Genomic DNA, 26,208 nt, shown 5'->3' on the forward strand with positions numbered 1-26,208 from the left:
GTCGTCGTGCCGACGGATCGGGGTTCAGATGGAGAACCCGATCGCGCGCATCATGTCGCGACCGTCGTCCGTGATGCGATCGGGACCCCACGGCGGCATCCACACCCAGTTGATGCGGAAGGCGTCGACGACACCGTCGAGGGCGTTGGCGGTGTCTCCCTCGATGACGTCCGTCAACGGGCAACCCGCGCTCGTCAGCGTCATGCTGATGATGAGAGCGTTCTCGTGCTCTTCGTCCATCGCGAGGTCGTAGATGAGCCCCAGATCGACGATGTTGACGCCCAGCTCGGGGTCGACGACCTCTTTCAGTGCCTCGATGGTCTGATCGAACTTCTCGGGACTGAGTGCGACGGCCACGGTCAGACTGCCTGGGTCGCAGCGGCCTCGGCGGCGGCAGCCGTCACGTACCGGTCGTAGCCCTCGTTCTCGAGGCGGTCGGCCAGCTCGGGTCCACCCTCGTCGGCGACGTGGCCGTCGACGAACACGTGGACGAAGTCGGGCTTGATGTAGCGCAGGATGCGCGTGTAGTGCGTGATGAGCAACAGACCGAGCCCGGTGTTGGCCTTGGCACGGTTGACGCCCTCGGAGACGATCTTCAGCGCGTCGACGTCGAGACCGGAGTCGGTCTCGTCGAGGACGGCGAACTTCGGCTTGAGGAGCTCGAGCTGCATGATCTCGTGTCGCTTCTTCTCGCCACCCGAGAAGCCTTCGTTGACGTTGCGCTCGGCGAAGGCCGAGTCCATCTTGAGGGCGTTCATCGACTCGCGGAGGTCCTTGATCCAGCCGCGGATGGCCGGAGCCTCGCCGTCGAGGGCGGTCTTGGCCGTGCGGAGGAAGTTCGAGACCGTGACGCCGGGGATCTCGACGGGGTACTGCATGGCGAGGAAGAGCCCCGCCTTGGCGCGCTCGTCGACGCTCATCTCGAGCACCTCGCGACCGTCGAGCAGGATGGAGCCCCCGTCGACGTTGTAGCGGGGGTGGCCGGCGATCGTGTAGGCGAGGGTCGACTTGCCCGAGCCGTTGGGGCCCATGACGGCGTGGATCTCGCCCTCGTTGATGGTGAGGTCGACGCCCTTGAGGATGGGCTTGGGGCCGGCGTCGGTGTCGATGCTGACCTTGAGGTCGCGGATCTCGAGAGTGGACATGCGTTCTGTTCCTTTACTGTGCGGCGCCGGTGGAGGTCGAGGTGGTGTCGACGTACACCTCGCCGTCGATGACGGAGACCGAGAAGACCGGTACGGGTTCGTAGGCGGGCAGCGTGAGCGGCTTGCCGGTGGTGAGCTCGAACATCGAGCCGTGGGCCCAGCACTCGAGGGTGTCGTCCTCGACGAACCCCTCGGAGAGCGAGATGTCGCCGTGGGTGCAGGTGTCGCCGATCGCGTGGATCGTGCCGGCACTGTCTTTCACGACGGCGATCGCGACACCGTCGACGACGACGCGGTGCGCCTGGGAGGGGCTGACGTCGTCGACGCCGCAGACCTTCGTCGCCATCAGGCGACCGTCTCGGTCGACGTCGCCTCGCCCGCGGCCAGTTCGACCTCGATGGCGTCCACGAGCCGATCCTGCAGGTCGGCGTCGCCGATCTTCTGGATGACCTCGACGAGGAAGCCGAGCACCACCAGGCGGCGTGCCTCGTGCTCGGAGATGCCGCGCGACTGCAGGTAGAAGAGGTGCTCGTCGTCGAAGCGACCGGTCGCGCTGGCGTGACCCGCGCCCTCGATGTCCCCGGTCTCGATCTCGAGGTTCGGGATCGAGTCGGCGCGCGTGCCCTCGCTCAGCACCAGGTTGCGGTTCTGCTCGTAGCTGTCGGTTCCGGGAGCCGTCCGTCCGATGAGAACGTCACCGATCCACACGGTCCGGGCACCGGCACCCTGGAGGGCACCCTTGTAGTTGACGCGGCTCCGCGTCTTGGGGGCGTCGTGGTTGACGTAGACCTGCTGCTCGAGGTGCTGGCCGGCGTCGGCGAAGTAGACGCCGTAGAGTTCGGCGTCGGCACCCTGCTCGGCCAGGTGGGCCGACGGGTTGACCCGGACGACCGATCCGCCGAGGCTGACGACGAAGTGCTTGAGCTGGGCGTCGCGACCGATGCGGGCGTGGTGGCTCGCGAGGTGCACCGCGTCGTCGTCCCACTCCTGCAGGGTGACGACGGTGAGGTGCGCACCCTCGTCGACGACGATCTCGACGTTCTCCACCAGCTGCGCCGACCCGGTGTTGCGGAGGACGACCATGGCCTGGCTGTTCGCCTCGGCGTGGATCAGGGTGTGACCGGCCCGTGGCTCGCGATCGAGACCCGAGCGTCCGATGGTGATCGCCGACGGCTCGTCGCCCGTGAGCGTCACGGCCAGGACCTTCTCGGCACTCGACCACGCATTCGCCGCGGCCTTGTCCTCGGGCGTTCCGGCCGTGCCGACCCGAGAGTCGCTGCGGTCGATCCATTCGACGGTGGCACCGGGCGTCTCTCGAGCCAAGTAGGCATAGGGCGAGCCGTCGAGGTCACCGTCGATCAACGGACGGAGGCGCGACACCGGGCTGAGCTTCCAGTCCACCTCGCGACCGGTCACGTCGGGGAACGCCGCGGGGTCGACCGAGGTGAACCGCTCGGAACGCGTCTGCACGGGCACGAGGCCCCAGCCGCCGTCGCTGTGGGCACCGGCGCCGTGCTGGACGCCCGGCGTGGTGGTGGACTCTGGTGTGGTGGTGGGTGCTGCGGCGGACATCTAGCCGACTGATCCTTCCATGCTCATCTCGATGAGCTTATTGAGTTCGAGCGCGTACTCCATCGGGAGTTCGCGGGCGATGGGCTCGATGAAGCCACGGACGATCATGGCCATCGCTTCGTCTTCGGCCATGCCGCGCGACATGAGGTAGAAGAGCTGCTCTTCGCTGACCCGCGACACGGTCGCCTCGTGACCCAGTTGGACGTCGTCGACCCGGATGTCGATGGCGGGGTAGGTGTCGGAACGAGAGATCGTGTCGACCAGCAGGGCGTCACAACGGACCGTGTTGGCCGCGTGGTGGGCCGCTTCGTCGACACGCACCTCGCCACGGTAACCCGCGCGACCGCCGCCTCGGGCGATCGACTTCGAGACGATCGAGGACGTCGTGTAGGGCGCCATGTGGATCATCTTCGCGCCGGCGTCCTGGTGCTGACCGGGGCCCGCGAAGGCGACGGACAGGGTCTCGCCCTTGGCGTGCTCGCCGACCAGGTAGATCGACGGGTACTTCATCGTCACCTTCGAGCCGATGTTGCCGTCGATCCACTCCATGGTCGCGCCCTCGTGGGCGATCGCTCGCTTGGTGACCAGGTTGTACACGTTGTTGGACCAGTTCTGGATCGTCGTGTAGCGAACGCGGGCGTTCTTCTTCACGATGATCTCGACCACGGCCGAGTGCAGGGAGTCGGACTTGTAGATCGGAGCCGTGCAGCCCTCGATGTAGTGGACGTAGCTGCCCTCGTCGGCGATGATCAGCGTCCGCTCGAACTGACCCATGTTCTCGGTATTGATGCGGAAGTACGCCTGCAGCGGGATCTCGACGTGGACGCCCTTGGGGACGTACACGAACGAGCCGCCCGACCAGACGGCCGTGTTCAACGCGGCGAACTTGTTGTCGCCGGCCGGGATGACGGTGCCGAAGTACTCCTGGAAGAGCTCGGGGTGCTCGCGCAGCGCCGTGTCGGTGTCCATGAAGATGACACCCTGCTGCTCGAGGTCCTCGCGGATCTGGTGGTAGACCACCTCGGACTCGTACTGGGCGGCGACGCCCGCCACGAGGCGGTTGCGCTCGGCCTCGGGGATGCCGAGCTTCTCGTAGGTGTTCTTGATGTCGTCCGGCAGCTCGTCCCAGGTGGTCGCCTGCTTCTCGGTCGAGCGCACGAAGTACTTGATGTTGTCGAAGTCGATGCCCGACAGGTCGGCGCCCCACGTCGGCATGGGCTTGCGCTCGAACAACGTCAGGCCCTTGAGCCGGTTCTTGAGCATCCACTCGGGTTCGCTCTTCAGGTTCGAGATGTCGGTGACGACCTCGGGTGACACCCCTCGGCGCGCCGAGGCGCCCGCGGTGTCGGAGTCGGACCAGCCGAACTCGTACTGCCCCAGGCTCGCGAGCTCGGGTCGATCGATCAACACGTCTGACATGACTACCTCTTTCTCTGCCGGACCGAACACGGGTCGGCCGAACGGCATTCCCCGGGTTGTGGAGCGGCCCGGTTGCTCGCCCTGCGAGTCGAACACACCGGCTGTCGCCGCCTCGCCGGTCGACGCTCGACGTGATCGAGTCGTCAGGTGGCGTTGCTTAGACTGGTGGTGAAGGCCGTGCACCGCTTCTGCGGATCTCACGGTCTTCGGATGTCTCCGTCGACACCCTGCCGGGTCGTGTTCCTGAACCCGTTGATTCTACAGGGCCGACCGCCGAAAGTGACGAAAGGCAGCAAGTCGTGAGCAACGCACAGGTGGGCGCCACCGGAGTCCTGACCCGAGCCTGGTCGTGGCTCCCCACGACCGTCGACCGCCGGGTCCGTTTCATCGCCTGGGCGTCGTTCGTCTGTCAGGTGCTGCTGATCGGCACGGGAGGCGCGGTGCGGCTCACGGGATCGGGCCTCGGCTGCCCCACCTGGCCCCGCTGCACGGCCGACTCGTTCGTCAGCACGCCCGAGATGGGCGTCCACGGCGTCATCGAGTTCGGCAACCGTCTGCTCACCTTCGTGCTCACCCTGGTGGTCATCCTGGCGTTCCTCTTCGTGCTGCGGATGCGCACGGTCCGTCGCGACTTCTTCTGGCTCACCCTCGTCCAGGGTCTGAGCATCCCCTTCCAGGCCGTGCTCGGGGGCATCACCGTCCTCACGGGCTTGAACCCCTACATCGTCGGCGCCCACTTCGTCGTCTCGATCGTCCTCGTCGCGCTGACCACCACGTTGCTCTGGCGGGTGTACCGCGGGCCCCGGGGGCACCACGCGGCGACGCCGCGGGGCTACGCGCGGCTCGTGCACGTGGCGGCGGCCGTCGTCGGCGTCACGGTGGTCGTCGGCGTCCTCACGACCGGCTCCGGCCCGCACGCCGGTGACGCGGCCACGCCCCGCAACGGTCTCGACCCGGCGATCATGGACCACGTCCACAGCTGGCCGGCCTACGCCACCCTCGCCCTCACCCTGGCCGTCGTCGTCTGGACGATCCGGGCAGGCCTCCCCCGACGATTCCCCCTCGCCCTGCTCGGTGTCGAGCTCGTGCAGATCGCGGTCGGCATCACTCAGGCGCGCACCGGACTTCCGCCGCTGTTGGTCGGCAGTCACATGGTGCTCGCCGCGCTGCTCGTGGCCGCGACGACCGCCGTCGTGCTCTCCCTGCGCAACGACCAGGCACCGGACGAGGTCGAGCCGATCGTCGAGGCGGCCGCCGTCCGCGCCTGATGGACGCGACCGTGGGGTCTACTCGCGACGCATGACGGTGTCGACGTCGTCCTGGTCGACGACGACGAATCCCGTGCGCTCGTAGAGCGACACGGCACGACTGCCGGTGAGCACGTCGAGGGTGATCGACCCCGTGGTGACCGAGCCGATCGCCTCGGTCAGCAGGGCGGTCCCGATGCCCCGGCCTCGCGCCTCCTCGGCCAGGTAGAAGTGACGGAGCCAGGTCGTGTCGCCGTCCGGGTGCAGCGCGAGGCAGCCGAGGAGGCGCTGGTCGCCCTCGACGACCCGCGTCTCGTCGGCGACGAACTCGCGCACGAAGCGAGAACGGTGGCGGGGCGGGTTCCAGATGCCGAGACGCTCGAACTCGGGCCTCAGGACGACGAGCTTCAGATCGGTCAGTGGTCCGACGTCGTCCGGGCGCGCCGCACGGACCGTCCAGTCGAACGGGCTCACCGGGCTAGAACGGGAGCAGGGGGTCGACGCCGACGGCGACGAACAGCAGCGTGAGATACGTGATGGAGCTGTGGAAGACGCGCATCGGCCGGACCTCGGCGACCTGCTGGATGGCCCGGCTGTAGAGCCGGTGGGACTCCCAGACGAACCAGGCGCCGCTGGCCAGGGCCACGACCGTGTAGAGCGTGCCCATGCCGGCGACGGGGACGAGGATCAGCGAACAGACCACGGTGGCCCATGCGTAGAGGATGACCTGCAGGCCGACGATGGACCGGCCGCGCACCACGGCGAGCATCGGGACGTCGGCCGCGGCGTAGTCGTCGCGGTACTTCATCGACAACGGCCAGTAGTGCGGCGGCGTCCAGAGGAAGATCACCATGAAGAGGATGACGGCCGACCACGAGAGGTCGTTCGTGACGGCGGCCCAGCCGATGAGCACGGGCATGCACCCGGCGATGCCGCCCCACACGATGTTCTGCGGCGTGCGGCGTTTGAGCCAGAGCGTGTAGACGACGACGTAGAAGAGGATGGCCCCGAGCGAGAGCGCCGCCGAGAGCAGGTTCACCGTGAGGGCGAGCCAGACGATCGACGCGACGCCGACCACGTACGAGAAGACCAGCGCCTCGCGGTCGCTCACGTCACCCGTGACGAGCGGTCGCCCCTGGGTGCGCTTCATGATGCGGTCGATGTCTCGATCGATGTAGCAGTTGAAGGCCGAGGCCGAGCCGGCGCTCAGGGCGCCGCCGATCAGCGTCGCCGCGACGAGCCACAGGTTGGGGATGCCGCCCTGGGCCAGGAACATCGTCGGCGCCGTGGTGACGAGCAGGAGCTCCATCACGCGGGGCTTCGTGAGGGCGACGTACGCCCGAGCCTTACGACGGAAGCCCCGGGGTGACGTGTCGGGGCGGATGTCAACGGCTGCGGTCATGAGTCCTCTAACGAGACGAACGGTTTGCCCAAGGAGTCTAGGCGATGAACGTCGACGCTGACGGCGAACCCCCGGCCGGATGCGGACGGGCGGAGGGGGTTCGTCCCTATACTTGCAGGTGCTTGCCAGTCGCACGCCCTCTCGGTCCCGAGTCACCGGACGAACCGTCCCGATCCCCGCCCCCAGCGTGTGTGCGACCCAGCCGACGACGTCTCGGCAGGCGCACGTCAGCGCGGGAGCGAATCGACCCCGCGCAGTTCGCATCAAGAAGGGTCAACTTCCAGTGGCAGATCTGCAATGGGAATCCATTGACAACAAAGCAGTAGACACGGTCCGCGTCCTCGCGGCCGACGCGGTCGAGAAGGTCGGCAACGGCCACCCGGGCACCGCGATGAGCCTGGCGCCCGCCGCCTACCTGCTCTTCCAGAAGGTCATGCGTCGTGACCCGAGCGACAGCACCTGGATCGGTCGCGACCGGTTCATCCTGTCCGTCGGCCACAGCTCGCTGACGCAGTACATCCAGTTCTACCTGGGTGGCTACGGTCTCGAGCTCGACGACCTCGAGGCCCTGCGCACCTGGGGCTCCAAGACCCCCGGCCACCCCGAGTACGGCCACACCGACGGCATCGAGATCACGACCGGTCCGTTGGGCCAGGGCTTCGCCAGCTCGGTGGGCTTCGCCTACGCCGCCCGCTTCGAGCGTGGCCTGTTCGACCCCGACGCCGCGCCCGGCACGAGCCCGTTCGACCACTTCGTCTACGTCATCGCCGGTGACGGCGACATGCAAGAGGGCGTCACGAGCGAGGCCGCGTCGCTGGCCGGCCACCAGAAGCTCGGCAACCTCGTCGCCATCTACGACTCGAACCAGATCTCGATCGAGGACGACACCAACATCGCCTTCACCGAGGACGTCCACAAGCGCTTCGAGTCCTACGACTGGGACGTCCAGGTCGTCGACTGGAAGAAGACCGGTGAATACGTCGAGGACGTCGCCGAACTGCACGACGCCATCGAGAAGGCCAAGGCCGTCACCGACAAGCCCTCGCTGATCATCCTCAAGACGATCATCGGCTGGCCCTCGCCCAAGAAGCAGAACTCCGGCAAGATCCACGGCTCGGCACTGGGTGCCGACGAGGTCGCCGGTCTGAAGTCGGTCCTCGGCTTCGACCCCGAGAAGTCGTTCGACGTCGACCCCGCCGTCCTCGAGCACACCCGCAAGGCCGTCGAGCGCGGCCAGGCCCAGCACGCCGAGTGGGACGAGAAGCTCGCCGCCTGGGCGTCGGCCAACCCCGACAAGAAGGTCATGCTCGACCGCATCCTCGCGAACGAGCTGCCCGAGGGCATCGAAGAGGCTCTCCCCGTCTTCGAGGCCGGCAAGGACGTCTCGACCCGCGCCGCATCGGGCAAGGTCATCAACGCCCTCGCCGGTGTCGTCCCCGAGCTCTGGGGCGGCTCGGCCGACCTGGCCGAGTCGAACCTCACGACGATCACGGGCTCGAAGTCGTTCGTGCCGACCGAGTGGTCGACCGACGAGTGGAGCGGTGACCCCTACGGTCGCGTGCTGCACTTCGGCATCCGCGAGCACGCCATGGGCGCCATCCTCAACGGCATCACGCTGCACGGCAACACGCGCCCGTTCGGTGGCACCTTCCTCATCTTCAGCGACTACATGCGCCCCGCGGTCCGTCTCGCGGCACTGATGAAGTCGCCCGCGATCTACGTCTGGACCCACGACTCCGTGGCCCTCGGCGAGGACGGGCCGACCCACCAGCCGATCGAGCAGCTCGCGTCGCTGCGGGCGATCCCCGACCTCGACGTCGTGCGTCCTGCCGACGCCAACGAGACGGCCTGGGCCTGGGCCACGATCCTGGAGCGCCACCACGGCCCCGCCGGCATCGCGCTCAGCCGTCAGAACCTGCCCGTCTTCGAGCGCGGTACCGGTGACGCCGAGGGCGACACCTTCGCGTCGGCGAAGAACGTCGCGAAGGGCGCCTACGTCCTGGCCGAGGCGCCGGGCGGCACGCCCGACGTGATCTTCGTCGCGACCGGCTCCGAGGTGCAGATCGCCGTCGAGGCCCGTGAGGTCCTGCGCGGCGAGGGCATCAACGCCCGCGTCGTCTCGGCTCCGAGCATCGAATGGTTCGACGAGCAGAGCGACGAGTACAAAGAAGCCGTCCTCCCGGCCGCCGTCAAGGCCCGCGTCTCGATCGAGGCCGGCGTGGCCATGCCGTGGCGCGGCATCGTCGGCGACGCCGGTCGCAGCGTGTCGATCGAGCACTTCGGTGCCTCGGCCGACTACAAGACGCTGTTCAAGCAGTTCGGCATGACGACCGAAGCCGCCGTCGCCGCCGCCAAGGACTCGATCGCCGCTCTCTGAGCGTCGACAAAGGAAGAAGAAGAACATGACTGATTCGAACACCGCACAGCTCTCCGCCGCCGGCGTGAGCATCTGGCTCGACGACCTGTCGCGCGAGCGCATCAACGCGGGCGGCCTGCAGAAGCTGATCGCCGAGCGCAACGTCGTCGGCGTCACCACCAACCCCACGATCTTCGCCTCGGCTCTGGCCAAGGGCGAGGCCTACGACGACCAGGTCGCCCTGCTCGCCAAGACCGGTGTCAGCGTCACCGACGCCGTCTTCGAGATCACGACCGACGACGTCACCCGTGCCTGCGACATCTTCCGCGAGGTCTACGACACGACCGACGGCTTCGACGGCCGTGTCTCGATCGAGGTCGAGCCGGGTCTGGCGCACGACGCTCAGGGCACCATCGACCAGGCGGTCAAGCTGGCCGCCAAGGTCGGTCGCCCCAACGCCCTCATCAAGATCCCGGCGACCGTCGAGGGTCTCGAGGCCATCACCGCCGTCATCGCCCAGGGCATCAGCGTCAACGTGACGTTGATCTTCAGCCTCGAGCGCTACCGTGCCGTCATCAACGCGTACCTCACGGGTCTCGAGCAGGCCAAGGCCGCCGGCATCGACATCACCGAGATCCACTCGGTCGCCTCGTTCTTCGTGTCGCGTGTCGACACCGAGATCGACAAGCGACTCGACGCCGTCGGAACGGACGAGGCCAAGGCCCTCAAGGGCAAGGCCGGCGTGGCCAACGCCCAGCTCGCCTACGAGGTCTACCAGCAGGCCTTCGACACCGAGCGGGCCAAGGGCCTCCTCGCTGCCGGTGCCAACAAGCAGCGCCCCCTCTGGGCCTCGACCGGAGTCAAGGACCCCGCCGTCCTCGACACCACCTACGTGGTCGAGCTCGTCGCCCAGGACGTCGTCAACACGATGCCCGAGAAGACGCTCGAGGCGACCTTCGACCACGGTGAGATCCGTGGCGACACGATCAGCGCCTCCTACGCCTCCGCCAACGAGACCATGGACGCGATCGCCGCGCAGGGCGTCTCGTACGACGACGTGACCGAGACCCTCGAGAAAGAGGGCGTCGAGAAGTTCATCGTGTCGTGGAACGAACTGCTCGACACGGTCACGGCGGCCCTCGAGGCAGCCAAGCCCGCCGGGGAGTCCAAGTGACCATCACCATCGCTGCCAGCGGAGACGCGGCACAGGCGGTCGAGACGGTCGTCCCGCAGCTCGTGAGCGACCTCGTCGCCTCGGGCATCACGGCTCAGAACCCCACCCTGTGGGGCCCCGACGCCGAGGACGAATCGGCCAAGCGTCTCGGCTGGACCGAGGCCGTCGTGGTCTCGACTCCGCTCCTCGACGAGATCGACTCGTTGCGCGACGAGCTCGCCGCCAAGGGAGTCGACCACGTCGTGCTCGCGGGCATGGGCGGTTCGTCGCTCGCGCCCGAGGTCATCACCCGCACCTACGGTGTCGAGCTCACCGTGCTCGACGCGACGGAGCCCGGTCAGGTCCTCACGGCCCTCGCCGACCGTCTCGAGCGCACCGTGCTCGTCGTGTCGTCGAAGTCTGGTTCGACCGTCGAGACGGCCAGCCAGCGCAAGACGTTCGAGAAGGCGTTCACCGACGCCGGCATCGACCCCGTCGAGCGCATCGTCGTGGTCACCGACCCGGGTTCGCCCCTCGACGGGCAGGCTCGTGAGGCCGGCTACCGCGTCTTCAACGCCGACCCCAACATCGGCGGGCGCTACTCGGCCCTCTCGGCGTTCGGCCTCGTGCCGTCCGGCCTGGCCGGTGCCGACATCCGCGAGCTGCTCGCCGAGGCCGACGCCGTCACGGTCGAGTTGGCGCAGGACCGTGCCGACAACCCCGGCCTCGTGCTGGGCGCCGTGCTGGCGGGTACCTCCCCGCTGCGTGACAAGATCGCGATCGTCGCCGACGGCACCCACATCGTCGGATTCCCGGACTGGGCCGAACAGCTCATCGCCGAGTCGACCGGCAAGCAAGGTCGCGGCCTGCTCCCCGTGGTGATCGGCACCTCCGCCCCCGAGATCACGGCGGGTCTGCACGACGTGCAGGTCGTCCGTCTCGTGGCGAACGCCGACGAGACCCGAGAGGTCGCTCCCGGCGAGGTCGAGATCTCTGGTTCGCTCGGTGGCCAGATCATGGTCTGGGAATACGCCGTCGCGGTGGCCGGGCGTCTGCTCGACATCAACCCGTTCGACCAGCCCGACGTCGAGTCGGCGAAGATCGCGACGCGTGCGCTGCTCGACGACCGTCCCGAGCCCACTCCCCCGGCCTTCACGGCCGAGGGCGTCGAGGTCCGCGAGGTCGGAGGCGTCGAACTGGGAGACACGCTCGAGTCGGCGGTGGCTGCGCTGCTCTCGCACCTGAGCGACGACGGCTACCTCTCGATCCAGGCGTACGTGGACCGCGTGGCGAACCCGCAGCTCGAAGAGATCCGCGACCTGCTCGCGGCGCGCACGCAGCGTCCCGTCACCTTCGGGTGGGGGCCGCGCTTCCTGCACTCGACGGGTCAGTACCACAAGGGTGGCCCCGCCAACGGTGTCTTCTTGCAGATCACGCAGGTGCCCGAGACCGACCTCGAGATCCCGGACAGCCCGTTCACGTTCGGGCAGCTCGTGCAGGCACAGGCCGCCGGTGACGCGAAGGTCCTGGCCGAGCACGGTCGTCCCGTGCTCACGCTGACGGTGACCGACGTGGCCGCCGCGCTGCCGGTCATCACCGCCGCACTCCGCTGAGCCGAAAGGGCCGGCGTCCTCACGGGCGCCGGCCCTTTCGTCTTGCCCCCGGGTGGTCTCCGCAGGCATCGCCCGTCCTCGACCGGACCACCCCTCGAACCACAGAACGGAACTTCATGTCACCGGTGCCGATCACGCCGGAGTCCAACCCTCTGAGGTTGCCCTCCGATCGACGTCTCAACCGCATCGCCGGCCCGAGCGGCCTGATCATCTTCGGTGTGACGGGTGACCTCTCCCGCAAGAAGCTCATGCCCGCCGTGTACGACCTAGCCAACCGAGGCCTGCTCCCGCCCGGTTTCGCGCTCGTCGGTTTCGCCCGTCGTGAGTTCGAGGGCCAGGACTTCGAGCAGGTCGTCTACCAGGCCGTCAAGGACCACGCTCGAACGCCGTTCGACGAAGACGTCTGGCGTCAGCTCAAGGAGGGCTTCCGTTTCGTCCAGGGGGTCTTCGACGACGCCGACGCGTTCGCTCGGCTCAAGGACACCATCGAGGAGCTCGATCGCGAACGCGGCACGATGGGGAACCACGCGTTCTACCTCTCGATCCCGCCCAAGGCCTTCCCCATGGTCACCGAGCAGCTCCGCAACTCCGGGCTCGCCGAGGAGAAGGACGGTGCGTGGCGTCGCGTCGTCATCGAGAAGCCATTCGGCAGCGACCTCAAGACGGCGCGCGAGCTCAACGCCGTCGTCGAGACGGTGTTCGAGCCCGACAGCGTGTTCCGCATCGACCACTACCTCGGCAAAGAGACGGTGCAGAACCTCCTCACGCTGCGGTTCGCCAACCAGATGTACGAACCCCTCTGGAACTCCAACTACGTCGACCACGTCCAGATCACCATGGCCGAGGACATCGGCGTCGGCGGTCGGGCCGGCTACTACGACGGCATCGGTGCCGCCCGTGACGTCATCCAGAACCACCTCCTCCAACTGCTCGCCCTGACGGCGATGGAAGAGCCGGTCACGTTCGCCGCCCGCGACCTCCGGGCCGAGAAGGAGAAGATCCTGTCGGCCGTCCGCCTGCCCGCCGACCTCGCCACGGGCACCGCGCGGGGCCAGTACGCCGGGGGGTGGCAGGGCGGAGAGAAGGTCCTCGGCTTCCTCGACGAAGAGGGCATGGACCCCGAGAGCACGACGGAGACCTTCGCCGCCATCAAGCTCGAGATCGCCACCCGACGCTGGGCGGGCGTGCCCTTCTACCTCCGTGCCGGCAAGCGTCTCGGACGTCGCGTGACCGAGATCGCCGTCGTCTTCAAGCAGGTGCCCGAGAACATCTTCGGCACCCAGACCTCCCTGGGGCAGAACGCCCTCGTGATCCGGGTCCAGCCCGACGAGGGAGTGACTCTCCGGTTCGGGTCCAAGGTGCCCGGCATCGGCACACAGGTCCGGGACGTCACCATGGACTTCGGCTACGGGCACGCCTTCACCGAGGCGAGCCCGGAGGCCTACGAGCGCCTCATCCTGGACGTGCTCCTGGGCGACCCGCCCCTGTTCCCCCGGCACGAGGAGGTCGAACTCTCCTGGAAGATCCTCGACCCCATCGAGGAGTTCTGGGCCACCCAGGGCCAGCCCGAACAGTACCGACCCGGCACGTGGGGCCCCGCCTCGGCCGATGAACTCATGGCCCGTGACGGCCGTACCTGGAGGCGTCCGTGATCGTCGACCTGCCCGACAGCACCATCAGCCGCGTCCAGAAGACGCTGGTCAAGATCAGGGAAGAAGGAGGCGCGGTCGCGTTGGGCCGTGTCCTCACCTTGATCATCTCCACCCGTCTCGGTGACGAGGAAGAAGCCATCGAGGCTGCCAACGACGCCTCCCGTGAGCACCCCATGAGGGTCATCGTCGTGTCCACGTCGATCGGCGTCGACGCCGGCGAGGGACGGCTCGACGCGCAGATCCGCGTGGGGGGCGACGCCGGTGCCAGCGAGGTCATCCTGCTCCGCGCCTACGGTGAGACGGCGAGCGACGAGGAGGGGCTCGTGACCGGGCTCCTGCTGCCCGACGCACCCGTCGTGGCGTGGTGGCCCAAGACCGCTCCTGTCGTCGTCTCCGAGTCTCCCCTGGGGCGCATCGCACAACGGCGCATCACCGACGCCGCGAGCCAGTCCAACCCGCGCCAGTCGATCATCGACCTCGCGCGTAGCTACGCTCCCGGTGACACCGACTTCGCCTGGACCCGGCTCACCCTGTGGCGGGCACAGCTCGCCGCGGTGCTCGACCAGCCGCCGTACGAGTCGGTCACCGAGGTCGGTGTCGCAGGGGCACCCGACTCCCCCTCGACTCTGCTGCTGGCCGCGTGGCTGCGTCTGCAGCTCCAGGTGCCGGTCGACGGTGAGCTGACGACCCGGGCGACCGGCTCGAGCGGTATCCACGGGGTGCAACTCGTCCGCGCCTCCGGGTCCATCGTCCTCGAACGATCCCTCGGCGACGTCGCGACGCTGACCCAACCAGGCCAGCCCACGCACGATCTCGCGCTGCCACGCCGCTCGCTGCGCGACTGCCTGGCCGAGGAACTCCGTAGACTCGACCCCGACGACCTGTTCGGGAACGTCGTGAGACACGGGGTCGGCCAACTGAGCGAACCCGTCCAGAGCAACTAGAGCAGATAGAGAACCGTGACGAACGAACGCCGGGTGCTGGTCCACCCCGACAAAGAATCGCTGGGCGCGTCCGTGGCCGCCCGCTTCATCACCAAGATCATCGACGTGCTCGAAGAGCAGAACTACGCGTCGGTCGTCGTGAGCGGCGGCTCGGTGAGCACGCTCGTGCTGGCGGCCATCAACGCGTCACCGGCGCGCGACAGCGTCGACTGGTCCAAGGTCTCGATCTGGTGGGCCGACGAACGCTGGGTCCCCGCCGGCGACGCCGACCGCAACGACACACAGGCCGGCATCGATCTGCTCGACCACATCGGTCTGCTGCCCGAGAACGTCCACCGTTTCGGTGCTGTCGGTGACCATGCCGACGTCGAGGCAGCGGCCGTCGCCTACCGCGACGAGCTCCGCCAGCATGCCCAGGCGGACGACGAGGCCCCGCGCTTCGACATCACGCTTCTCGGTGTCGGTCCCGACGGTCACGTGGCCTCGTTGTTCCCCGACAAGGCGCAGATCCGTCAGCTCGAGCCGACCGTGCTCACGATCGACGACTCCCCCAAGCCGCCGCCGGTGCGCCTGACGCTGAGCCTGCCGGTGATCAACAACTCGCAGCGCGTCTGGATGATCCTCGCCGGAGCCGAGAAGGCCTCGTCGCTGGGGCTCGCCCTCGCGGGTGCCGGGGCGGACCAGGTACCGGTGGCCGGCGTCAAGGGGCGCAAGCGCACCGTCTTCTTCGTGGACCGGGACGCCGCGGCCGAGGTCCCCGAGAACCTGATCGCCTCCACGTACTGAGTCCCGGTCCGGGCCGACCGTCCACGGTACGACGAAGGGCCCCGCAGCTGATCGCTGCGGGGCCCTTCGTCATCGTCGGCGTCGACACCAGGAGGTGCGCTCGGCCTGGTCAGGCCTTCCCGCGTCGGACGCGCAACTGCTGCAGTGCCTCTTCGAGGAGTTGCTCGGCCTCTTCTTCGGTCCGTCGCTCTTTCACGTACGCGAGGTGAGTCTTGTAGGGCTCGAGCTTGGCGACCGTCGGCGGGTTCGCCTTGTCGCGACCTGCCGGCAGCCCGCTCGAGGGTGAATCGACGGTCTCGGGGATCTCTTCGTCGGGAACGTTGGCCGCGAAGTGACGTACGACCTCGTTGCCGAGGGCATCCCAGTACGAGATGGTGATCCGCTCGGCGTGGAAGCCACGGTCCTGTTCACCCATGGGACCCGCACCGACGCGCGAGCCGCGGATTGCACTACCGCCCGAGGCCATCAGCTGACCGCCGCGAACTTGGTGATGAGGCCCAGGACCACGATGCAGGTGATCCAGACGAGACCCAGGAAAACCGTGATGCGGTTGAGGTTGCGCTCGGCGACGCCGGACGCCCCGAGGTTGCTCGTGACACCACCGCCGAACATGTCGGACAGACCGCCGCCGCGACCGCGGTGGAGCAGGATGAGGAGGGTCAGCAGGAGGCTCGTGATGCCGAGCAACACCTGCAGGATGACCTGGAGAATTTCCACGTAGGACCTTTCGATGCGGTGAGACCGCTGACCAGTATAACCGCGAGAGGCCGTCATCCCGGCAGCACGAGCCGGAAGGGCACCGACGGGCGGCGCCCCGATCCGCTCAGACGCCGACGTGCGCCTGGAAGCGGACGATGCTGGCGAACTCGGACACGTCGAGGCTCGCCCCACCGACGAGGGCGCCGTCGACGTTCGGCTCACGCATGAAGGACGCGATGTTGGTGGACTTGACCGATCCGCCGTAGAGGACACGGGTCGCGGCGGCGGCATCCGAGCCGACGATGTCGACCAGGGCCACCCGCAGCGCGGCGCAGACCTGCTCGGCCTGCTCGGCCGTGGCGGCCTGCCCGGACCCGATCGCCCAGACGGGCTCGTAGGCCACGACGATCTCGGCGGACGCGGGCACCTGGGCGAGCGCGGCACGGAGCTGGGCCACCGGCACCGCGCTCGGTCCGTGCTGCTCGAGGTCGTCGGCCGTCTCGCCGACGCAGATCACGGGGACGAGGCCCGACCGATGAGCCGCAGCGACCTTCGTCGCCACGACATCGTCGTCCTCGGCGTGGAGCGTCCGGCGCTCCGAGTGCCCGACCAGGACGTAGCGGACGTCGAGCTTGGCGAGGAACGGCCCCGAGACCTCTCCCGTGTAGGCACCGGAATCGTGGGCGGAGAGGTCCTGGGCTCCGAGCGCCAGCTCGAGCTTGTCGGCGTCGAGCAGGGTCTGCACGCTGCGGATGTCGGTGAACGGCGGGAACACCGCGGTCTCGACCGATTCGAAGTCGTGTTTGGCGTCCTTGAGGGACCAGGCGAGCTTCTGGACGAACGCGATCGCCTGCAGGTGATCGAGGTTCATCTTCCAGTTGCCGGCAATGAGGGGGGTGCGTGTGGTCACCATCCGAGGACCTCCAGTCCGGGGAGTCGTTTGCCCTCGAGGAACTCGAGGCTGGCTCCACCACCGGTGGAGATGTGGCCGAACTGGTCGTCCGTGAAGCCCAGGGCACGGACGGCCGCGGCCGAGTCGCCACCGCCGACGACACCGAGACCCGAGACATGGGTGAGAGCCTCGGCGACCGCCTTGGTGCCGTGTGCGAATGCCGGGAACTCGAAGACTCCCATGGGTCCGTTCCAGAAGACCGTGGACGACGTCTGGACGGTCTCGGCGAAGCGGGCCGCCGTCTCGGGACCGATGTCCAACCCGAGGGCGTCCGCACCGAGAGGAGACGACTCGATGCCGTCCGAGGCGACCACGGTGTGGTCGGCATCGGCGCTGAAGGTCGAGGCCGCCACCACGTCGACGGGGAGGACGAGGTTGACGCCCCGACGCGCGGCTTCGTCGACGTAGCCGCGGACCCGGTCGAGCTGGTCCTTCTCGAGCAGGCTCTTGCCGACGGGTAGTCCCTGCGCGGCGAGGAACGTGAAGAGCATCCCCCCACCGATGAGCAGGTTGTCGACCCGCGGGAGCAGGTGCTCGATGACGCCGAGCTTGTCGGACACCTTCGAGCCGCCGAGGACCACGGTGTAGGGCCGCGTGGGGTTCTCGGTCAGCTTGTCGAGGACCTCGAGCTCGCGGGAGATCAGAGTGCCGGCTGCGCTCGGGAGGAGCGCGGGGAGCTCGTACACGCTCGCCTGCTTGCGGTGCACGACGCCGAAGCCGTCGGAGACGAACACGTCGCCGAGTTCGGCCAGGCGACGGGCGAACTCCTGACGCTCCGACTCGTCCTTCGACGTCTCGGCAGCGTTGTAGCGGAGGTTCTCGAGCACGACGATCTGACCGTCGGTCAGTCCGGCCACCGCTTCGGTGGTCTCGTCGCCGACGGTGCTCGCCGCGAAGCCGACGCTCTTGCCGAGGAGTTCGCTGAGTCGCTGGGCGACCGGTCGCAGGCTGTACTCGGCCTTGGCCTCGCCGTCGGGGCGACCGAGGTGCGAGATGACGACGACCCTCGCCCCCTGGTTGATCAGCAGGTCGAGGGTCTCGAGGGAGGCACGGATGCGTCCGTCGTCGGTGATCTCACCGTCCTTCAGCGGGACGTTGAGGTCGCATCGGACGATGACGCGCTTGCCCGACAAGGGACCGAGGGAATCGAGGGTTCGCAGGCTCATGGGTTCGTTTCGGGGTTGGAGGACGATGCCCCGGCCCGCTGGGGCCGGGGCATCGAGGTCGGACTAGAGGCGGTCGGCCACGTACTTCGTCAGGTCGACGAGGCGGTTCGAGTAGCCCCACTCGTTGTCGTACCACGAGGTGATCTTGACCAGGTTGCCGATGACCTTGGTGAGCCCCGAGTCGTAGATCGACGAGTGCGGGTCGGTCGTGATGTCGGTGGACACCAGCGGGTCTTCGGAGTAGGCGAGGATGCCCTTGAGCTCGCCCTCGGCTGCGGCCTTGTAGGCAGCGTTGATCTGCTCGACCGTCACCGGGGTGCTGGTCTCGAGGGTCACGTCGGTGATCGAGCCGGTGGGGACGGGGACGCGCAGGGCGTAGCCGTCGAGCTTGCCGGCGAGCTCGGGGATCACGAGGCCGATGGCCTTGGCGGCACCGGTCGACGTCGGGACGATGTTGAGCGCGGCGGCGCGGGCACGACGGGGGTCCTTGTGGGGGCCGTCCTGCAGGTTCTGGTCGGCCGTGTACGCGTGGACCGTCGTCATGAGACCGCGCTCGACGCCGAAGTTGTCGAGGAACACCTTCATCAGGGGCGCGAGGCTGTTCGTCGTGCACGACGCGTTCGAGATGATGTGGTGGTTGGCGGGGTCGTAGATGCCCTCGTTCACGCCCAACACGATGGTGGCGTCGTCACCGGTGGCGGGAGCCGAGATGAGGACCTTCTTCGCGCCGGCCGTGATGTGCTTGCGTGCGTCTTCGGCCTTCGTGAAGAAACCGGTCGACTCGACGACGATGTCGACGCCCAGCTCGCCCCAGGGCAGGTTGGCGGGGTCGCGCTCGGCGAGCACCTTGATCGGCTTGCCGTCGACGACGATCGAGTCGCCGTCGAGCTCGACGGTGGCGTCGAGACGACCCGTGATCGAGTCGAACTTGAGGAGGTGCGCGAGGGCGGCGTTGTCGGTCAGGTCGTTGACGGCGACGATCTCGATGTCGGTTCCCTTGGCGAGCGCCGCGCGGAAGTAGTTACGGCCGATGCGACCGAAGCCGTTGATGCCGATCTTGACGGTCAATGAAACTCCTGATGATCAGGCGTCGTGGGGACGCGTGGAGGGTGTGGGCGACCAGGCCCGTGGCGACGCCCGAATTCTCGATGACCTCGGGTCGGACACCGTTTACGACAGTAGCAGCAGCCCTCCGGAATTCGCCGTCCCGTGACGTCACGGGCTCCCCTCCGCCGGCCCTCAGTCGAGGTCGAGGTCGTTCGGGAGATTGGCGTCCGTACCCGGGAGGCCCAGGTCGCTGGCTTTCTTGTCGGCCATGGCGAGCAGTCGGCGGATGCGTCCCGCCACGGCGTCCTTGGTCATCGGGGGGTCGGCGTGGTGGCCGAGTTCGTCCAAGCTGGCGTCACGATGCGCCAGTCGCAGTTCGCCCGCGTACTTGAGGTGATCGGGGATGTCGTCGCCGAGGAGTTCCATCGCCCGGTCGACCCGGGCGCAGGCGGCGACGGCGGCCTGGGCCGAACGTCGCAGGTTGGCGTCGTCGAAGTTGACGAGACGGTTGGCGGTCGCGCGCACCTCCCGGCGCTGGCGCATCTCTTCCCAGTCGGTCACGCTCTTCTCGGCACCCATCACCTTGAGCATGGTGCCGATCGCCTCACCGTCGCGGATGATCACGCGGTGCACGCCCCGGACCTCGCGGGCCTTCGCCGCGATGCCCAGTCGTCCGGCGGCCCCGACGAGCGCCATGGCGGTCTCGTTGCCGGGGCACACGACCTCGAGCGAGGCGGATCGACCGGGGTCGGTCAAAGAGCCCTGGGCGAGGAAGGCGCCGCGCCAGATCGCGGCGAGATCGTCACGCGAGCCGGTCGTGAGTCGGTTCGGCAGGCCACGCACGGGTCGCCGGCGGGCGTCCATGAGCCCGGTCTGACGCGCCAGCGTCTCTCCGGCCTCGTGGACCCGCACGAGGAACCCCGGGGTGCGTCGTGAACCGGAGGGAGCCGTCATGGCGACGTCGCTCCGGGCTCCGTACAGCTCGGCCAGGTCTTTGCGGACCCGGCGGGCGATGAGGGCCGAGTCGAGTTCCGCCTCGACCGCGATCCGCCCGGAGATGAGGTGGAGCCCCCCGGCAAAACGAAGGACGGTGGCGAGCTCGGCAGCCCGGATCGTCGTCCTGCTCACCTCGACGCGGGCGAGTTCTTCTTTGACGTCGGCAGTCTGGGCCACTCCGGTTGTTCCTTTTCGTCAGGTCGACTTGTCGTCGGTACACGGGCGTGCTGAAGGACCTCGGTGGGTCATTCTCGGCCGAGGTCGCGGTGTTTCACGCTGACGGCCACGCCGGGGAGTCCACGCAGACGCGCCGCCAGTTCACCCACGAGGGTGACCGATCGATGTTTGCCCCCGGTGCAGCCAATGGCGATCGTAGCGTGTCTCTTGTTCTCACGCTGATAGCCCGACAACACGGGGACGAGCGAGGCGGCGAAGGCGTCGACGAACTCTCGTGCCCCGTCCTGTTGCATGACGTACGTCGTGACCGGCTCGTCGAGCCCCGACTGCTGCCGGAGCGCGGGCACCCAGAACGGGTTGGGGAGGAACCGCGCGTCGCCCACCATGTCGGCGTCGGTGGGCAGGCCGTACTTGAACCCGAAGCTGAGGACGGTCACCTGCACCCCGGCGCGGTCGGACTCGGCGAACTTCTCGGAGATCGTCGTGGCCAACTGGTGGATGTTGAGTTCCGAGGTGTCGATGATCACGTCGCTGGTCTCGCGGAGCTCCTCCATGCGCGCTCGCTCGGCGAGGATGCCGTCCAGCAAGGTGCCGTCACCCTGCAGCGGGTGCGGCCGCCGGACCTGCTCGAAACGGCGGACCAACGCCGCGTCGGTCGCGTCGAGGAAGAGGACCCGCACCTTGCTGGGCATGCTCGCCCGGAGGGTGCGGACGGCCTCCTGTGCCTCGCTGAAGAGGCGCCCCCCGCGGACGTCGACCACGGCGGCGATCTTGGGGAGCGAGTCCCCCGCGCGCTCGGCCAGGTCGAGCAACGGTCGTAGCATCTGCGCGGGCAGGTTGTCTACCACGTACCAGTCGAGGTCTTCGAGGGCGTTGCCGACCGTCGACCGCCCGGCACCGGACATGCCCGTCACGATCAGGACCTCTTGTTGTTCGCTGACGTCGCTCATGTCGGTGGTGTCCTCCGGGTCGGCGGGCGGTGCATCGAGTCTAGGCGGGGCTCGTGGGGGGCACGGCGTCGTCGGCCGTCACGTCCTCGGCTCCGCGGAGCCGTTCGACGACGGCCGCGGCGAGGGTCGGTCCGATGCCGCGGATCGCCGAGATGTCGGCGACGTCTGCGTCTTTCAGCCGTTTGACCGAGCCGAAGTGCTTCAGGAGCACGGCCACCCGGGAGGGGCCCAACCCCGGGATCTCGGCCAGTTGCGTCGAGATGTCGCGTTTGCGCCGTTGCCGCTGGTGTGTGATCGCGAACCGATGCGCCTCGTCCCGGATGCGCTGGATCAGGAACAGTGCGTCGCTGTTGCGCGGCAGGATGACCGGGAAGTCGTCGTCGGGCAACCAGATCTCTTCGAGCCGCTTGGCGATGCCGCACAGTGCGATGTCGGTGACGCCCGCGTCGTCGAGGGCTCGTCGGGCCGCCGCCACCTGGGGTTGTCCGCCGTCGACGATGAGGAGGTTGGGACGGTACGCGAACCGTTTGCGTTGCTCACCCACCTCCTCGACGGGCGCGAGTTCGTCGTCGAGGCGCGAGAGACGGCGGCTGAGGGTCTGGTAGATCGACTCGGTGTCGTCGGTCGACTGAGGGATGTTGAAGCGCCGGTACTGGTCCTTCCGCGGTAGACCGTCCTCGAACACCACCATCGAAGCGACGATGTTCGTGCCCGAGAGGTGGGAGACGTCGTAGCACTCCATGCGCAAGGGCGCGTCGCTCATGCCGAGGGCCTCCTGGATGTCGGCCAGGGCGGTCGACCGGGTGGCGAAGTCGGCGCTGCGACGGGTCTTGTAGAGCATGAGCGACTGCTGCGCGTTGAGGGTCGCCGTCTGCATCAGGTTGGCCTTCTCCCCGCGCTGAGCCGTGTGTATCTGCACCCGCCCGCGCCCGCGGAGGGAGCTCAGCACGCTTTCGAGGGCGTCGTTGTCGTCCGGCGTCTCGGTCACGACGATCTCGCGAGGAAGCTCGGCACCGGCGGTGTAGATGCCCTGCAGGACCTGCTCGACGAGGTCGCCGGTCGAGATGTCGATCTCTTTGTCGACGACCCATCCGCGGGAACCACGGATGCGACCGCCCCTCACCGTGAAGAGCTGGACGGCGGCCGCCAGCTCGTCCTCGGCGAGGGCGTAGAGGTCGAGGTCGACGTTGTCGCGGAGGACGACCGCCGACTTGTCGAGCACGGCCTCGAGGGCCTGCACCTGGTCCCTGTAGGCCGCCGCGTCCTCGAAGCGCTGCTCGACGGCGGCCGTCTTCATGGACCGCTGCAGGTCGGCGATCACCTTCTTGTCGTAGCTGCCCATGAACTTGACGAACTCGTCGACTATGGCCCGGTGCTCGTCGATCGACACCTTGTGTGAGCAGGGCCCTCCGCAACGACCGATCTGCCCCGGGAAGCAGGGCTTGCCCGTCTGCATCGCCTTCTTGTAGCTGCTGTCGGAACAGGTCCGGATCGGGAAGACCTTGATCATCAGGTCGATGGTGTCGTGGACCGCCCAGATCTTCGGGTAGGGCCCGAAGTACTTCGCCCCTCTGATGCGCGGGTTGCGCGTGACCATGACCCGAGGTGCCTCGTCGGCCAGGGTGACGGCCATGAAGGGATAGGTCTTGTCGTCGCGGAACTTGACGTTGAACGGCGGGTCGAATTCTTTGATCCACGTGTACTCGAGCTGCAGGGCCTCGATGTCGCTGCCCACGACGGTCCACTCGACCGATCGAGCGGTGAGGACCATCCGACGGGTGCGTTCGTGGAGGGAGGGCAGTGGTGCGAAGTAGTTGCTCAGCCGGGCCCGCAGGTTCTTGGCCTTGCCGACGTACAGAACCCTGCCCCGCTCGTCACGCCAGCGGTAGACGCCGGGGTCGGTCGGTATCTCGCCCGCTTTCGGACGCCAGGAGACGGTGTTGCTCATCGTGCTTCGACGGCCTCCCGACGTCGCGTCGGCGTGGCCTTCTTCTTCTGGACGCGCGGCACGGTGTGACCCGACTCGAGGATCTCCTTGAGGAAGACGCCCGTGTGGCTCTCGGGCACGGTGGCGAGGTGTTCGGGCGTGCCGGTGGCGATGACGGTACCGCCACCCGCGCCTCCTTCGGGGCCCATGTCGATCAGCCAGTCGGCGGACTTGATGACGTCGAGGTTGTGCTCGATCGTGATGACGGTGTTGCCCTTCTCGACGAGACCGTTCAGAACGAGCAGGAGCTTGCGCACGTCCTCGAAGTGCAGACCCGTGGTCGGCTCGTCGAGCACGTAGACGCTGCGCCCGTTGGAGCGCTTCTGCAGCTCGGTCGCGAGCTTCACGCGCTGAGCCTCGCCACCGCTCAACGTGGTGGCGCTCTGACCGAGTCGCACGTAGCCCAGGCCGACGTCGACCAGCGTCGACATGAACCGCGAGATCGCCGAGATGGGGGCGAAGAACTCGGCCGCCTCGCTGATCGGCATCTCGAGGACCTCGGAGATGTTCTTTCCCTTGTAGCGCACCGCCAGGGTGTCGCGGTTGTAGCGCGCACCACCGCACACCTCGCAGGCGACGTAGACGTCGGGCAGGAAGTTCATCTCGATCTTGATGGTGCCGTCACCCGCGCAGTTCTCGCAGCGGCCGCCCTTGACGTTGAAGCTGAAGCGTCCCGGCAGGTAGCCGCGGGCCTTCGCATCGGTCGTCTCGGCGAAGAGGGTGCGGATTCGGTCGAAGACGCCCGTGTAGGTCGCGGGGTTCGAGCGCGGGGTGCGACCGATCGGTGCCTGGTCCACGTGGACGACCTTGTCGAGGGCGTCGAGCCCCGTGACACGCGTGTGCTTGCCGGGGATCTGACGGGCTCCGTTGAGCTGGTTCGCCAGGACCTTGTACAGGATGTCGTTCACGAGCGAGGACTTGCCCGAACCGCTGACACCCGTCACGGCGACGAAGGTGCCCAGAGGGAAATCGACGGTGACGTCGCGCAGGTTGTTGGCCTTGGCGCCCACGACCGAGATCATGCGCTTCTTGTCGACGGGACGACGGCTGGTGGGCGTCTCGATCGAGCGCCGCCCGGCGAGGTAGTCACCCGTGTACGAGTCGGTGTTCGCGACGAGGTCCTCGTAGCTGCCCGAGTGCACGACCGTGCCGCCGTTGACGCCGGCACCCGGACCGATGTCGACCACCCAGTCGGCCGTCTTGATGGTGTCCTCGTCGTGCTCGACGACGATCAGCGTGTTGCCGAGGTTCTTGAGCTTGACCAGCGTGTCGATCAGTCGGCGGTTGTCCCGCTGGTGCAGGCCGATGCTCGGTTCGTCGAGGACGTAGAGCACCCCGGTCAGGCCCGAGCCGATCTGGGTCGCGAGGCGGATGCGCTGGGCCTCGCCACCCGAGAGGGACCCGGCGGCGCGGGCCAGCGAGAGGTACGTGAGACCCACCTCGAGCAGGAACTCGAGCCGGACCCGGATCTCACGAAGGACCTGGGCGGCGATGCGCGCCTCGCGGGTCGTGAGGGTGAGGCTGTTCATGAATTCGAAGGCGTCGGCGAGGCTGAGTTCGGACACGGTCGCGATGTCGTTCCCGTCGACCAGGACGGCGAGGACCTCGGGCTTGAGCCGCTTGCCCTTGCAGACGACGCACGGGATCTCACGGAGGTAGGACGCGTAACGCTGGCGCTGCGTGTCGGTCTCGGCCTCGGCGTACTTGCGCTCGATGTAGGGCATCACACCCTCGAAACCCGTCGAGTACGTCATTTCTCGCCCGAAGCGGTTACGCCATTTGACCGTGACCTCGAAGTCGTTGCCCTGCAGGACGGCCTGCTGGACCTTCTCGGACAGGTCGTGCCACGGCGTCTTGAGGCTGAAGCCGAGATCGCCGGCCAGGCCCTCGAGGAGCTTCTGGAAGTAGTTGTAGAGGCCCTTGCCCGATTGGGTCCACGGGAGGATGACGCCGTCGGCGAGGCTCAACTCGGGATCGCCCAGGAGCAGGTCGGAGTCGACCGACATCTTGGTGCCGAGACCCGAGCACTCGGGGCAGGCGCCGAAGGGTGCGTTGAACGAGAACGTGCGGGGTTCGATCTCGGTGAGCTGGACCGGGTGGTTGTTCGGGCACGAGAGCTTCTCGGAGAACGTTCGGTACTTGCCGGCCGCGCCCTCGTCGGTGTCGACGAAGTCGATGGTGACCAGGCCGTCGGTCAGGCGGAGGGCGGTCTCGAGCGAGTCGGTCAGACGGGTCAGCGCCTGATCGGAGGCGACGAGGCGGTCGACAACGACCGCGATGTCGTGCTTGATCTGCTTCTTCAGCTTGGGCGGCGAACTGAGCTGGATCTGCTCACCGTCGACGATGGCCCGGGAGTACCCCGTGGACGCGAGCTCGGCGAACAGGTCGACGAACTCGCCTTTCTTCTGCGAGACCACAGGGCTCAGAACCTGGTAGCGGGTGCCCGTCTCGAGGGTCATGAGCTGGTCGGCGATCTGCTGCACGCTCTGCTTGCTGATCTTCTCGCCGCAGACGGCGCAGTGCGGCACGCCGATCCGTGCCCAGAGGAGGCGCATGTAGTCGTAGATCTCGGTGATCGTGCCGACCGTGGATCGCGGGTTGCGGTTCGTGGACTTCTGATCGATGGAGACGGCCGGGCTGAGGCCCTCGATGAAGTCGACGTCGGGCCGGTCGACCTGACCCAGGAACTGCCGCGCGTAGGCGGACAGCGACTCGACGTACCGTCTCTGCCCTTCGGCGAAGATCGTGTCGAAGGCGAGGGACGACTTGCCGGAGCCGGACAACCCGGTGAAGACGACCAACGAGTCACGCGGGATCTCGAGGTCGACGTTGTTCAGGTTGTGCACACGGGCACCCCGGACGCTCAGCGTGGAGGAACCTTCTACAGGTGAGATGGACACTCTTACCATTCTGTCGATGTGGACGACGCTCGTCGTCGTGGCGGG

General features: G+C 67.8%; 23 protein-coding genes. 7 read left to right on the forward strand and 16 right to left on the reverse strand.

Annotation, left to right across the window (positions count from 1 at the left end; genetic code table 11):
* Window positions 1-24 precede the first annotated feature (24 nt).
* Genes BIV04_RS00650 through sufB form a run of 5 tightly spaced genes read right to left on the reverse strand, consistent with a single transcriptional unit; the run spans window position 25 to window position 4,136 of the window.
* The gene (locus BIV04_RS00650; RefSeq protein ID WP_043594998.1) at window positions 25-357 is read right to left on the reverse strand and encodes a metal-sulfur cluster assembly factor; all 333 of its coding nucleotides are present in this window, start codon (window positions 355-357) and stop codon (window positions 25-27) included.
* Window positions 358-359: 2 nt separating this feature from the next.
* Complete coding sequence (gene sufC, locus BIV04_RS00655; protein ID WP_055972824.1) at window positions 360-1,145, reverse strand: Fe-S cluster assembly ATPase SufC; 786 nt, start codon at window positions 1,143-1,145, stop codon at window positions 360-362.
* A 13-nt stretch (window positions 1,146-1,158) separates the two neighbouring features.
* A complete protein-coding gene (locus tag BIV04_RS00660; RefSeq protein WP_083396030.1) occupies window positions 1,159-1,491 on the reverse strand; it encodes a non-heme iron oxygenase ferredoxin subunit in 333 nt (110 codons plus the stop codon).
* The gene (gene sufD / locus BIV04_RS00665) at window positions 1,491-2,717 is read right to left on the reverse strand and encodes a Fe-S cluster assembly protein SufD (RefSeq protein ID WP_071253349.1); all 1,227 of its coding nucleotides are present in this window, start codon (window positions 2,715-2,717) and stop codon (window positions 1,491-1,493) included. Before sufD ends, BIV04_RS00660 begins: the two co-directional genes overlap by 1 nt.
* Entirely contained in the window at window positions 2,718-4,136 is a 1,419-nt protein-coding gene (sufB, locus tag BIV04_RS00670) for a Fe-S cluster assembly protein SufB (RefSeq protein ID WP_055972817.1), read from the reverse strand.
* 299 nt (window positions 4,137-4,435) lie between these two features.
* Here sufB and BIV04_RS00675 point away from each other — a divergent pair, with 299 nt between their 5' ends.
* Complete coding sequence (locus BIV04_RS00675; protein ID WP_255364098.1) at window positions 4,436-5,404, forward strand: heme A synthase; 969 nt, start codon at window positions 4,436-4,438, stop codon at window positions 5,402-5,404.
* Between the two features lie 18 nt (window positions 5,405-5,422).
* Here the strand turns inward: BIV04_RS00675 and BIV04_RS00680 are convergent, their stop codons facing one another.
* Both BIV04_RS00680 and BIV04_RS00685 read right to left on the reverse strand, forming a co-directional pair.
* On the reverse strand, window positions 5,423-5,857 hold the full coding sequence (locus BIV04_RS00680) for a GNAT family N-acetyltransferase (RefSeq protein WP_071253351.1): 435 nt from the start codon (window positions 5,855-5,857) through the stop codon (window positions 5,423-5,425).
* A 4-nt stretch (window positions 5,858-5,861) separates the two neighbouring features.
* Window positions 5,862-6,785 (reverse strand): heme o synthase, encoded by a 924-nt coding sequence (locus BIV04_RS00685; protein ID WP_055972812.1) that lies wholly within the window; start codon window positions 6,783-6,785, stop codon window positions 5,862-5,864.
* Window positions 6,786-7,068: 283 nt separating this feature from the next.
* Between BIV04_RS00685 and tkt the strand changes: the two genes are divergently transcribed.
* The 6 genes from tkt to pgl all read left to right on the forward strand — a co-directional run bounded on the left by tkt (window position 7,069) and on the right by pgl (window position 15,289).
* Entirely contained in the window at window positions 7,069-9,162 is a 2,094-nt protein-coding gene (gene tkt, locus BIV04_RS00690) for a transketolase (protein ID WP_054146095.1), read from the forward strand.
* A gap of 25 nt (window positions 9,163-9,187) precedes the next feature.
* The gene (tal, locus tag BIV04_RS00695; protein WP_054146094.1) at window positions 9,188-10,315 is read left to right on the forward strand and encodes a transaldolase; all 1,128 of its coding nucleotides are present in this window, start codon (window positions 9,188-9,190) and stop codon (window positions 10,313-10,315) included.
* Entirely contained in the window at window positions 10,312-11,907 is a 1,596-nt protein-coding gene (locus BIV04_RS00700; RefSeq protein ID WP_071253353.1) for a glucose-6-phosphate isomerase, read from the forward strand. Before tal ends, BIV04_RS00700 begins: the two co-directional genes overlap by 4 nt.
* Before the next feature lie 116 nt (window positions 11,908-12,023).
* Window positions 12,024-13,559 (forward strand): glucose-6-phosphate dehydrogenase, encoded by a 1,536-nt coding sequence (gene zwf, locus BIV04_RS00705; RefSeq protein ID WP_054146092.1) that lies wholly within the window; start codon window positions 12,024-12,026, stop codon window positions 13,557-13,559.
* The gene (locus BIV04_RS00710) at window positions 13,556-14,503 is read left to right on the forward strand and encodes a glucose-6-phosphate dehydrogenase assembly protein OpcA (RefSeq protein ID WP_071253355.1); all 948 of its coding nucleotides are present in this window, start codon (window positions 13,556-13,558) and stop codon (window positions 14,501-14,503) included. The genes zwf and BIV04_RS00710 overlap by 4 nt, the downstream gene beginning before the upstream one ends.
* Window positions 14,504-14,518: 15 nt before the next feature.
* Window positions 14,519-15,289, forward strand: a complete 771-nt coding sequence (gene pgl, locus BIV04_RS00715; protein ID WP_071253357.1) for a 6-phosphogluconolactonase — start codon at window positions 14,519-14,521, stop codon at window positions 15,287-15,289.
* 109 nt (window positions 15,290-15,398) lie between these two features.
* Here the strand turns inward: pgl and BIV04_RS00720 are convergent, their stop codons facing one another.
* From BIV04_RS00720 to uvrA, 9 genes are all read right to left on the reverse strand, one after another.
* A complete protein-coding gene (locus BIV04_RS00720) occupies window positions 15,399-15,755 on the reverse strand; it encodes an RNA polymerase-binding protein RbpA (RefSeq protein ID WP_043595011.1) in 357 nt (118 codons plus the stop codon).
* On the reverse strand, window positions 15,755-16,006 hold the full coding sequence (secG, locus tag BIV04_RS00725; RefSeq protein ID WP_043595012.1) for a preprotein translocase subunit SecG: 252 nt from the start codon (window positions 16,004-16,006) through the stop codon (window positions 15,755-15,757). Before secG ends, BIV04_RS00720 begins: the two co-directional genes overlap by 1 nt.
* 106 nt (window positions 16,007-16,112) lie before the next feature.
* Window positions 16,113-16,901, reverse strand: coding sequence for a triose-phosphate isomerase (gene tpiA, locus BIV04_RS00730; protein ID WP_071253359.1), 789 nt, complete (start codon window positions 16,899-16,901; stop codon window positions 16,113-16,115).
* Window positions 16,895-18,106 carry a phosphoglycerate kinase gene (gene pgk / locus BIV04_RS00735; protein WP_071253361.1) on the reverse strand — a complete coding sequence of 404 codons (1,212 nt, stop codon included), beginning with the start codon at window positions 18,104-18,106 and terminating at the stop codon, window positions 16,895-16,897. Before pgk ends, tpiA begins: the two co-directional genes overlap by 7 nt.
* Before the next feature lie 63 nt (window positions 18,107-18,169).
* Entirely contained in the window at window positions 18,170-19,174 is a 1,005-nt protein-coding gene (gene gap, locus BIV04_RS00740; RefSeq protein ID WP_043595015.1) for a type I glyceraldehyde-3-phosphate dehydrogenase, read from the reverse strand.
* A gap of 171 nt (window positions 19,175-19,345) precedes the next feature.
* Window positions 19,346-20,326: a DNA-binding protein WhiA gene (gene whiA, locus BIV04_RS00745; RefSeq protein ID WP_055972792.1), complete on the reverse strand. Its 981-nt coding sequence runs from the start codon at window positions 20,324-20,326 to the stop codon at window positions 19,346-19,348.
* Between the two features lie 68 nt (window positions 20,327-20,394).
* Window positions 20,395-21,276 carry an RNase adapter RapZ gene (gene rapZ, locus BIV04_RS00750; RefSeq protein ID WP_055972789.1) on the reverse strand — a complete coding sequence of 294 codons (882 nt, stop codon included), beginning with the start codon at window positions 21,274-21,276 and terminating at the stop codon, window positions 20,395-20,397.
* A 40-nt stretch (window positions 21,277-21,316) separates the two neighbouring features.
* Window positions 21,317-23,224 (reverse strand): excinuclease ABC subunit UvrC, encoded by a 1,908-nt coding sequence (gene uvrC, locus BIV04_RS00755; RefSeq protein WP_071253363.1) that lies wholly within the window; start codon window positions 23,222-23,224, stop codon window positions 21,317-21,319.
* Window positions 23,221-26,172, reverse strand: coding sequence for an excinuclease ABC subunit UvrA (gene uvrA / locus BIV04_RS00760; protein ID WP_143048488.1), 2,952 nt, complete (start codon window positions 26,170-26,172; stop codon window positions 23,221-23,223). The genes uvrC and uvrA overlap by 4 nt, the downstream gene beginning before the upstream one ends.
* Window positions 26,173-26,208: the final 36 nt, after the last annotated feature.

The organism is Frigoribacterium sp. MCBA15_019 (assembly GCF_001864945.1).
Taxonomy (GTDB): domain Bacteria; phylum Actinomycetota; class Actinomycetes; order Actinomycetales; family Microbacteriaceae; genus Frigoribacterium.

Coding starts and splice junctions, on each gene's coding strand:
- sufC (WP_055972824.1), bottom strand. CDS start 1,145: ATGTCCACTCTCGAGATCCGCGACCTCAAGGTCAGCATCGACACCGAC.
- BIV04_RS00660 (WP_083396030.1), bottom strand. CDS start 1,491: ATGGCGACGAAGGTCTGCGGCGTCGACGACGTCAGCCCCTCCCAGGCG.
- sufD (WP_071253349.1), bottom strand. CDS start 2,717: ATGTCCGCCGCAGCACCCACCACCACACCAGAGTCCACCACCACGCCG.
- sufB (WP_055972817.1), bottom strand. CDS start 4,136: ATGTCAGACGTGTTGATCGATCGACCCGAGCTCGCGAGCCTGGGGCAG.
- BIV04_RS00685 (WP_055972812.1), bottom strand. CDS start 6,785: ATGACCGCAGCCGTTGACATCCGCCCCGACACGTCACCCCGGGGCTTC.
- tal (WP_054146094.1), top strand. CDS start 9,188: ATGACTGATTCGAACACCGCACAGCTCTCCGCCGCCGGCGTGAGCATC.
- zwf (WP_054146092.1), top strand. CDS start 12,024: ATGTCACCGGTGCCGATCACGCCGGAGTCCAACCCTCTGAGGTTGCCC.
- BIV04_RS00720 (WP_043595011.1), bottom strand. CDS start 15,755: ATGGCCTCGGGCGGTAGTGCAATCCGCGGCTCGCGCGTCGGTGCGGGT.
- tpiA (WP_071253359.1), bottom strand. CDS start 16,901: ATGGTGACCACACGCACCCCCCTCATTGCCGGCAACTGGAAGATGAAC.
- pgk (WP_071253361.1), bottom strand. CDS start 18,106: ATGAGCCTGCGAACCCTCGATTCCCTCGGTCCCTTGTCGGGCAAGCGC.
- rapZ (WP_055972789.1), bottom strand. CDS start 21,276: ATGAGCGACGTCAGCGAACAACAAGAGGTCCTGATCGTGACGGGCATG.
- uvrC (WP_071253363.1), bottom strand. CDS start 23,224: ATGAGCAACACCGTCTCCTGGCGTCCGAAAGCGGGCGAGATACCGACC.
- uvrA (WP_143048488.1), bottom strand. CDS start 26,172: ATGGTAAGAGTGTCCATCTCACCTGTAGAAGGTTCCTCCACGCTGAGC.